The organism is Cedecea neteri NBRC 105707 = ATCC 33855 (genome assembly GCF_001571265.1).
Taxonomy (GTDB): domain Bacteria; phylum Pseudomonadota; class Gammaproteobacteria; order Enterobacterales; family Enterobacteriaceae; genus Cedecea; species Cedecea neteri.
This window is the reverse complement of sequence record NZ_BCTL01000083.1, coordinates 1-7,582: the sequence shown is the minus strand read 5'-3', so window position 1 is coordinate 7,582 and position 7,582 is coordinate 1. Positions and strand designations below refer to the sequence as shown.

The following is a 7,582-nucleotide window of genomic DNA, read 5'->3' as shown; positions in this document are numbered from 1 at the left end:
CCTTAGCCTGGCTTGGCATAATCGTCGATATTTGTGTCTAAGAGACGGCCCCCATATGGAGAAGAAGACAATTAATACCCCGCGGTTAAATCATCCACCGAACGCGGATCGGACGCGCCATACAACTTCCCGTCGGGCGCAATCATAATGCTTTGTGTGCTGCCCATCGCGGCCTTCACCTGGACGTTTTGCCCCTTCTCTTTCAGCAACCTCAGCGTGTCCGGGCTAAAGCCCTTCTCCACCCGCAGCTCGTCCGGCAGCCACTGGTGATGGAAACGTGGCGCATTGGTCGCTTCAGCTACGTTCATGCCAAAATCAATGCTGTTGACAACCATTTGCAGCACGGTGGTGATAATTCGGCTCCCGCCTGGGCTGCCTGTGACCAGCCAGGTTTTCCCGTCTTTCACTACAATGGTTGGCGACATAGAAGATAGCGGACGCTTGTGCGGCCCCACGGCGTTGGCCTCCCCACCCACCAGCCCGTACACGTTTGGCACGCCCGGTTTGGCGGAGAAATCATCCATCTGGTTGTTCATCAGGATGCCGGTGTTACCGGCGACAATCCCAGTGCCGAAGGTAGTATTCAGCGTATAAGTCACCGCCACCGCATTACCGTCTTTATCCACGACGGAGAAATGCGTGGTCTGGTTGCTTTCGTACGGGGCCAGATTGCCCGGCTTGATTTCGCTCGACGGGCGAGCCTTGTTGATATCAATTTTCTCGGCCAGTGTTTTGGCATAAGCCTTGCTGGTCAGCGCCTGCCACGGCACCTTCACAAAGTCCGGGTCACCGAGGTATTCCGAGCGATCCGCGTAGGCATATTTTTCCGCCTCGGCCATGATTTGCAGGGTGTCCGCGCTGCCAAAGCCGTATTTCGCCAGATCGAAGTTTTCAAGAATATTGAGGATTTGCACGATGTGGATCCCACCGGAGGACGGCGGCGGCATGGAATAGACTTCGTAGCCACGGTATTCGCCGCTGACGGGCTTACGCTCAATCGCCTTGTAGTTGGCCAAATCCGCCTTGCTTATCAGCCCGCCGTTCTTTGCCATCTCTTCGGTAATCTGGTCGGCAATCGCCCCTTTATAGAAGGCATCCGGCCCCTGCCCGGCAATCATTTCCAGGCTTTTCGCCAGATTAGCCTGCACCAGCTTATCGCCTTTCTGCAGCGGTTCTCCGTCCGCTTTCCAGAAGATAGCTTTGCTGTTGGCATGGTTCGGGATCACTTCGGCGCCGTACTGTTTCAGGTCATCCGCCAGCGCGTCGTTCACGATGATGCCGTCCCGCGCCAGCTTAATCGCTGGCTGCACCACTTTATTCAGCGGCATGGTGCCGTACTTTTCCAGCGCCAGGCTAAACCCGGCCACCGTGCCCGGCGTGCCGGAAGCAAGGTGCGACGTCAGCGACTTCTTGCTGTCCGCATTGCCTTTATCATCAAGGAACATATCCCGGCTGGCCTTTTCCGGCGCCATTTCCCGGAAGTCGATGGCGGTCGTTTTGCCGTCTTTAGTGCGCAGCATCATGAAACCACCGCCGCCGATGTTGCCCGCCTGCGGGTGCGTGACCGCCAGGGCATAACCCACGGCGACCGCGGCATCCACCGCATTACCGCCCTGCTTTAAAATATCGACGCCCACCTGAGTCGCCGCCGCATCCACCGAAGCCACCATGCCGTGCTCCGCGCGCACCGGATGGTAAACGTCCATTTCCACGCCATAAGAGACCGGCGGAGGAGCGGCAATCACCGTCAAACAAAGCCCGATTGTCAGGGCCGGAATGGCGGCCCAGCGCAAAGTTTTCCACTGCTTTATCATCGTTATATCCTCATTTACCCGGGGAAAGTCCCCGCTTAATCCTGGTTCACAAATCCGAAATAATCACCGTGATAAAGGAAACCGAGTAAACTTAGGGGAACCCCTGATGGGAGGAGATAACGATGAAAAAGGTTTGGCTTCTGGCAGCCTTGCTGCCGCTAACCGCGCTCGCACAGCCGCTCAACACCACCAACAACCCTAACCAGCCGGGCTATCAGAACCCGAGCCAGCAGCGGATGCTGACGCAGATGCAAACGCAGCAATCCCAGCAGCAGGGGATGTTAAAACAGCAGAGACAAACACAAAATCAGCTTCAGCAGCAACAGCTTCAGACACAGCTCAACAATAATCAGCAGCGCGTCCTGCAGTCGCAGCCGGGCATGAGCCAGCAGTCGTTGCCGAACACCAATGGTGGGATGCTAAAAGGAAATAACGGCGGCATGCTGAAGCAAAATGGTTCAACGCTGCCGCCGCCAGTTACGCCGTAAGGCGCTAAGCGGAGAAGTTCGGGCCTATCTCGTCGATGCGGTCGGTACAGATTGCATCGACGCCCCACTGCAGCAGCACGGCCGCGCGATGGGGAACGTTCACGGTATACACCAGAATATACAGCCCAGCGGCTTTCAGCGCTTTCACCCGAGCCTCATCCAGCAGCTGATGATTCAGGTGAATGGACACGCACTGTAAGCGGGTGGTCAGCTCCTGCCAGTCATCACGCCATTCATCCAGCAGCAAGCCGCGAGGCAATTCAGGGGCCGCAAGCTGCGCGGCTTCCAGGGCCTCAATCTCGAAGGAAGAAAGCAGCGGTGCCGTTTGCCCGGCCCACAGTTCACGAGCCGCCAGAGCAACCACTTTCCCGGTTTCTGTTTCCAGCCCGGTAGTCGGTTTTATCTCGATGTTGGCCATCATGCCGTGCTGTTTACAACGCTCGGCCACCTGAGAAAGCAGCGGCAGCGGCTCGCCCGCATATTCGCGGCTGAACCAGCTTCCGGCGTCAACTTTCAGAAGATTGTCCCAGGTCAGCTCGCCGGCAACGCCCCAGCCGTTGCTGGTACGCTCGAGCGTATCGTCGTGGAGCAGGAAGATTTGCCCGTCGCGCGAGAGCTTGGCGTCAAACTCAATCATGGTGTGGCCGTAACGTGCCCCGACGTCGATTGCCGCGAGGGTGTTTTCCGGCGCAAGTTTACCGCCGCCACGGTGGGCGACGATTTTTGGATAAGGCCAGTTGCTCATAAACGTTGTCCGTTTTTGCCATCAAAGAAGTGCAAATGTTCTTCCGGCAGATGAACCCAAAGCGTAGTGCCCGGCTGCGGGCGTTCTTGGTGCCCAAGGCGAATCACCACCTTTTGACCGCCCCAGCGGCCGTGGACCAGATTATCAGCCCCCAGCATTTCAAGGGTTTCCACCACAATCGGGATGCCACCTGCAGCCTGTGAGCTTAGCGCAATATGTTCCGGGCGGATACCCAACGTCATCGGGCGACCAACCCACTGCAGGCGCTGGCTGCCGGTCGGCAACGCATCACCGCCATCCAGCTCAAAGCGCGAGCCGTCGATGCTGATGCTGCCATCCAGCAGGTTCATCGCCGGGGAACCAATAAAGCTGGCCACAAAGCGGCTGGCCGGGCGCTCGTAAACTTCTACTGGTGTACCAATCTGCTCCGCTACGCCTTTGTTCATCACCATAACGCGCTGGGCGAGCGTCATGGCCTCAACCTGGTCGTGCGTCACGTACAAACTAGTGGTTTTCAGGCGGCGATGAAGCTGCTGAAGCTCAAGGCGCATCTGCACGCGCAGCTTGGCATCAAGGTTAGACAGCGGTTCGTCGAACAAGAATACCGCCGGATCTCGCACGATGGCGCGGCCCATGGCAACACGCTGGCGCTGGCCGCCGGAAAGTTCGCGCGGACGGCGGGTCAGCAATGCATCCAGCTCCAGAATACGGGCGGCTTCCAGCACTTTCTGGCGGATTTGTTCTTTGCCCAGACCGCGGATTTTCAGGCCCCAGGCCATGTTCTCTTCCACCGTCATGTGCGGATAGAGCGCATAGTTCTGGAATACCATTGCGATGCCGCGCTCTTTGGGCTCCATGTCGGTGACGCGCTGGCTGTCGATCCAGATATCGCCGCTGGTGACCTGCTCCAGCCCGGCCACCATACGCAGCAGCGTAGATTTACCGCAGCCGGAAGGCCCGACCATGACGATGAATTCGCCGTCCGCTACGTCAACGGTCAGCGGCTGAATCACCTGGGTTTTACCGTCCCAGCTCTTAGTTACTGCCTGTAATTTTAAACCAGCCATGAAAGGTTCCTACTTCTCACTATCAACCAGACCACGCACAAAGGCGCGCTGCATAACTAAAACAATAACAACCGGTGGGACGAGCGTCAGCAGCATCGCTGCCATGACCTGGTTCCACTGCGTCACGCCATCACCGCTGGCAATCATGCTCTTGATGCCCGCCACGGCGGTGCCCAGATCGGCATCGGTGATAATCAGCAGCGGCCAGAGATACTGGTTCCAGCCATAGATAAAGGTGATCACGAACAGCGCCGCCAGGTTGGTTTTGGACAGCGGCAGCACGATGTCAAAGAAAAAACGCATCGGCGAGGCTCCGTCGATGCGGGCCGCTTCCATCAGCTCGTCTGGCAGCGTCATGAAAAACTGGCGAAACAGGAACGTGGCCGTGGCCGACGCCATCAGCGGCAGCGTCAGGCCGGTGTAGCTGTCGAGCATTTTCAGGTTAGAGATAACCTCAACCGTCGGGAAAATACGCACTTCGACCGGCAGCATCAGGGTGATAAAGATCATCCAGAAGAACAGGTTACGCAGCGGAAAGCGGAACCAGACGATGGCGAAGGCCGACAGCATCGACACGGCGATTTTGCCGATGGTGATCACCAGGGCCATCACAGTGCTGTTAAACAGCAGGCGGCCGAACGGGGCGCTGTTGACCGCCACGCCGTTAGTCCAGATGTAGCGGATGTTTTCCCACAGGTGAGTACCAGGGATCAGCGTCATCGGCGTGTCGAATACGGCTTTGTTGTCCAGCGTCGCGGCAACAAACGCCACGTACAGCGGAAACAGAATGACGATGATGCCCAAAATCAGCATGGTGTGGCTGAAGATAGTCAGCCCGCGACGGTTCTCAATCATTGGTAGCGCACCTTACGTTCAACGAAGCGGAACTGAACCACCGTCAGGACAATCACCAGCAGCATCAGCACCACCGATTGCGCCGCCGAGGAAGAGAGATCCAGCCCGGTAAACCCTTCGCGATAAATCTTGTAGATAAGCGTGGTGGTTGCCTGCACCGGGCCACCGCCGGTTGCCGCGTCAATCACCGGGAAGGTGTCGAAGAAGGCATACACCAGGTTCACCACCAGCAGGAAGAAGCTCACCGGGGCGATAAGCGGCAGCGAAATAAAGAAGAAGCGGCGCACGGGGCCAGCTCCATCAATGGCTGCGGCTTCCACCAGCGAACGTGGAATCGACTGCAGGGCGGCGAAGAAGAACAGGAAGTTGTAGCTTATCTGCTTCCACACGGAGGCAAACACCACCAGGAACATGGCCTGGCCGCTGTTTTGCGCATGGTTCCAGTTATAGCCAAACTCTTCCAGCGTGTGGGTAATCAGCCCACGCCCTGGGTTGAACAGGAAAATCCACAACACCGCAGCAATGGCGGGTGCAACAGCATAAGGCAGCAACATCAGCGTTTGATAAAAACGGCTGCCACGCACCACATAATCCACCAGCGCGGCGAAGAACAGCGAGGCCAGAAGCCCGCAGCCCGCCACCAGGCCACTGAAGATCATGGTGGTGTAGAAAGAGTCCAGATAGTAGCTATCGTGGAACAGCTGCACGAAGTTATCCAGGCCAACGAAATGGCTGGACAGACCAAACGGGTCAAGGTTTTGCAGCGAGTACCAGAGGGCTTCGCCCGCCGGCCAGATAAAGAAAATGACGGTGATGATCAGCTGCGGCAGAACCAGCGCATAGGGTAGCCAACTTGAACGGAACACCGGGCGAGATGATGACATAGGGTTACTCGATTAATGTTATTACAGGCGATGCTTTGCCCCTTAGCACAACGCTCTCCTTTCACAGAGAGCGCCGTACTCTGCCCCCTCCCTTTCGGGAGAGAGCGAGGGTAGAACTTAAGACTTGGTAGACTGCTCGAAGCGGCGCAGCAGCTGGTTACCACGCTCAACGGAAGCGTCCAGCGCCTGCTGTGGCGTTTTCTTACCGGTCCAGACGGATTCCAGCTCTTCGTCAACCACGGTACGGATCTGCGGCATGTTGCCCAGACGCAGGCCTTTGGTGAACGGCAACGGTGGCTTGTTCAGCATCTGGCGAGTGGCGGTATCCGCACCTGGGTTTTTGTCGTAGAAGCCTTCTTTACGAGTCAGCTCGTAAGCGGCGGTGGTGATCGGCAGGTAGCCGGTTTTCTGGTGCCATTCAGCGGCGATTTCTGGCTTAGCCAGGAACTGCATGAACTCGGCCACGCCGGTGTAGGTTGGCTTGTCTTTGCCCTGCATAACCCACAGGCTTGCACCGCCGATGATGGCGTTCTGTGGAGCGCCTTTCACGTCTGCGTCGTAAGGCATCATGCCCACGCCGTAGTTGAATTTCGCGTACTGGCGGATGTCAGCCAGGGAGCCGGAAGACGCGGTAGTGATCGCGCAGTCACCGTTGTAGAACTTCTCGGTGGACTCGTCTTTACGACCGAAGTAGGTGAAGTCACCCTTCTTGTTCATCTCTTCCAGCAGCGCGATGTGTTTCACCTGCTCAGGTTTGTTGAACTCCAGGACTGCATCAGTGCCGTCAAAACCGTTGTTTTTGGTTGCAAACGGCAGGCCGTGCCAGGCGCTGAAGTTCTCCAGCTGGATCCAACCCTGCCAGCCGCTGGCGTAGCCACACTTCATGCCCGCTGCACGTAGTTTGGCGCTGTATGCCGCCACGTCCTGCCAGGTTTTAGGTGGCTGATCCGGGTTCAGGCCGGCTTTCTTGAAAGCGTCTTTGTTGTAGTACAGCACCGGAGTGGAGCTGTTGAAAGGCTGGGACAGCAGGTGGCCCGTTTTGGAGTCGGTGTAATAACCGGCTACGGTCGGGACAAACTGAGATTCGTCGAATTTGATACCGGCATCTTTAAACACTTCGTAGACCGGTTTGATAGCCTTGGAAGCCATCATGGTCGCGGTGCCGACTTCATACACCTGCAGAATAGCCGGGGCGTTACCGGAACGGTATGCCGCGATACCCGCCGCCAGGCTTTGGTCGTAGTTGCCTTTATAAACCGGCACAATTTTGTAATCAGGGTGCGTTTCATTGAAACGATTTGCCAGAGAATCCACTTCTTTACCCAGTTCCCCGTCCATTGAATGCCAGAAAGGAATCGTGGTAACGGCCATCGCCTGGGAGGCAAATGCCATGCCCAGCGTGAGGGCTAAAGCTGTGTGTCGTAACGATGTCATTCGGTTATCTCTCTTGTTGTGCCGGATGCGCGAAATCACGCGTTTTATGCTCGCGAGGTAACATGACACGCTCGAATGACAGAAAAATAACGACTGGATGACAGAATAGTTACAGCAGAGTGAATGAAATGTTTCGTCGTCGACGGGAGATATATTTTCTTTCTCCCTGCCGGGGGCTGCCTCTTATACACATTTTCCTTCCAACATCTTCCGGGAGAGATCTGTCGCTCCGCAGTTATTCCGTTCCCCCATAGATCGGTTTTTCCTGCACGTTCCCGGCACGGTGAACGTGCCT

Annotated in this window: 7 protein-coding genes; 1 reads left to right on the top strand and 6 read right to left on the bottom strand. The window is 56.8% G+C overall.

The features are described 5' to 3' along the window. Window positions 1-71: 71 nt before the first annotated feature. On the bottom strand, window positions 72-1,814 hold the full coding sequence (gene ggt, locus CNE01S_RS23175) for a gamma-glutamyltransferase (protein WP_061278972.1): 1,743 nt from the start codon (window positions 1,812-1,814) through the stop codon (window positions 72-74). 122 nt (window positions 1,815-1,936) lie between these two features. On the opposite strand from ggt, the gene CNE01S_RS23170 reads away from it, so the two are divergent. Beyond that, window positions 1,937-2,302 carry a DUF2756 family protein gene (locus tag CNE01S_RS23170; protein ID WP_061278971.1) on the top strand — a complete coding sequence of 122 codons (366 nt, stop codon included), beginning with the start codon at window positions 1,937-1,939 and terminating at the stop codon, window positions 2,300-2,302. 4 nt (window positions 2,303-2,306) lie between these two features. On the opposite strand, the gene ugpQ is transcribed toward CNE01S_RS23170, so the two are convergent. The 5 genes from ugpQ to ugpB form a co-directional block, all read right to left on the bottom strand. Continuing rightward, window positions 2,307-3,047 carry a glycerophosphodiester phosphodiesterase gene (ugpQ, locus tag CNE01S_RS23165; RefSeq protein ID WP_061278970.1) on the bottom strand — a complete coding sequence of 247 codons (741 nt, stop codon included), beginning with the start codon at window positions 3,045-3,047 and terminating at the stop codon, window positions 2,307-2,309. Beyond that, entirely contained in the window at window positions 3,044-4,114 is a 1,071-nt protein-coding gene (locus CNE01S_RS23160; RefSeq protein ID WP_061278969.1) for a sn-glycerol-3-phosphate import ATP-binding protein UgpC, read from the bottom strand. Before CNE01S_RS23160 ends, ugpQ begins: the two co-directional genes overlap by 4 nt. A gap of 9 nt (window positions 4,115-4,123) precedes the next feature. Further along, a complete protein-coding gene (gene ugpE, locus CNE01S_RS23155; RefSeq protein ID WP_061278968.1) occupies window positions 4,124-4,969 on the bottom strand; it encodes a sn-glycerol-3-phosphate ABC transporter permease UgpE in 846 nt (281 codons plus the stop codon). Next, a complete protein-coding gene (gene ugpA / locus CNE01S_RS23150; protein ID WP_008457934.1) occupies window positions 4,966-5,853 on the bottom strand; it encodes a sn-glycerol-3-phosphate ABC transporter permease UgpA in 888 nt (295 codons plus the stop codon). Before ugpA ends, ugpE begins: the two co-directional genes overlap by 4 nt. Window positions 5,854-5,970: 117 nt before the next feature. Beyond that, window positions 5,971-7,287, bottom strand: a complete 1,317-nt coding sequence (ugpB, locus tag CNE01S_RS23145) for a sn-glycerol-3-phosphate ABC transporter substrate-binding protein UgpB (protein ID WP_061278967.1) — start codon at window positions 7,285-7,287, stop codon at window positions 5,971-5,973. Window positions 7,288-7,582: the final 295 nt, after the last annotated feature.